This is a genomic window from Moorena sp. SIO4A1 (assembly GCF_010672065.1).
Taxonomy (GTDB): Bacteria; Cyanobacteriota; Cyanobacteriia; order Cyanobacteriales; family Coleofasciculaceae; genus Moorena.
The window spans coordinates 1-1310 of record NZ_JAAHHX010000804.1 but is presented as its reverse complement, the minus strand read 5'-3'; the positions used below and the strand labels follow the sequence as shown (position 1 = coordinate 1310).

Here is a 1310-nt window from a genome sequence, read left to right as displayed (position 1 = left end):
TATTAGGGGGAAACTACCCCAGCGGGTGAAAGAATACCCACCAAATCCAAATCAACCGGTTTGATGGTAGCTTGTAGGCTCCCATTTTCCCTTGACTCTAGGTTTTTTTCAGTAAGTTTCATGAACATCCAATCTCAAGCCCTGTCCATGCCAAAGGATTTACCTACCCTGCGACCTTTTCTGCTGGATTTGTTTTGCCAACTCGCTTACCAAGAGGGTGATTTTGTGCTTTCGTCAGGGCAGCGTAGCTCTTATTACATCAATGGTAAACAGGTCACCCTTCATCCTCAAGGAGCATTGGCAATAGGACGTTTGCTATTCTCAATGCTACCTGCTGATACTCAAGCAGTTGCTGGCTTAACTCTAGGTGCAGATCCGATCGTGAGTGCGGTTAGCATTGTTTCTGCCTTAGAAAACTGCCCTATCCCAGGTCTAATTATCCGCAAACAGCCAAAAGGTCATGGAACCAAGGCATACATTGAAGGTCCTACTTTGCCCACAGGAGCCAAAGTAGTGGTATTGGAAGATGTTGTGACTACTGGGCAATCAGCCATGAAAGCCGTGGACCGCCTTAAGGAAGCCGGTTACCAGGTAGAGCTGGTAATAGCCCTGGTTGACCGGCTGCAAGGTGGAGCCGAGCTTTATCAGTCGGCTGGGCTAATGTTTCAAGCTCTGTTTTCGATTAACGAAATCCGAGAACACTACCAGGGTTCTCTTGATCAATCCAGTTGACTAGCCCAGTTGGCTAGCCCAGTTAACTAGCTAATTTATATGGCTCAGGCGGGATTTGAACCTGCGACCTCGGGCTTATGAGTCCCTTGCTCTAACCACTGAGCTACTGAGCCTTTTTTTCAACCCTTATGTACTATAACATATCAATGCCAATAATTTATCTAAATAATTTTCTTGAACAGAAGTTTAGTTGGCATACTGCATGGGCACCCATGGAACGGCACAGGTAAAAGGGTATAGGGAAAAGGTAGAAGAAAAATAGGAAAGGTAATTTCGGCTTCAGGCTTAGACTTTGCCTTTAGCTCAAGCTGCTAAGGGTCATACTAAATATTGTCACCAGAAGGTGAGGAAGAGTAGGAAAGTTCCGTTTACTCACCTTACCCTTCACCTCTGTCTCCTCCTTCGACCTGGTAATTTGGCCTGATGGGGATACTTCCCTTGAAATCACTTTATTACCGTCTTCTAGGCAAATAGGCCATTGGATTGGCAGCTCCCCGACCTCTGGGATGAAGCTCAAAGTGTAAGTGAGGACCAGTGCTATAACCTGTGCTACCCATAGCGGCAATTCGTTGACCTTG

The 1310-nt window shown here is 46.3% G+C and carries 2 protein-coding genes and 1 tRNA gene; 1 reads left to right on the top strand and 2 read right to left on the bottom strand.

The genetic code is table 11. From position 1 onward, the window contains the following. Positions 1 to 120: 120 nt before the first annotated feature. Complete coding sequence (pyrE, locus tag F6K53_RS43060) at positions 121 to 732, top strand: orotate phosphoribosyltransferase (RefSeq protein ID WP_293018270.1); 612 nt, start codon at positions 121 to 123, stop codon at positions 730 to 732. Positions 733 to 772: 40 nt separating this feature from the next. Here the strand turns inward: pyrE and F6K53_RS43055 are convergent. Together F6K53_RS43055 and F6K53_RS43050 are read right to left on the bottom strand one after the other, a co-directional pair. After that, a tRNA-Met gene (locus F6K53_RS43055) sits at positions 773 to 845 on the bottom strand. 339 nt (positions 846 to 1184) lie between these two features. Further along, on the bottom strand, positions 1185 to 1298 hold the full coding sequence (locus F6K53_RS43050) for a hypothetical protein (protein WP_293086793.1): 114 nt from the start codon (positions 1296 to 1298) through the stop codon (positions 1185 to 1187). Between the last annotated feature and the right edge of the window lie 12 nt (positions 1299 to 1310).

Excerpts from the sequence above, each read along its gene's own strand:
- pyrE (WP_293018270.1), top strand. The coding sequence starts at position 121 with ATGAACATCCAATCTCAAGCCCTGTCCATGCCAAAGGATTTACCTACC.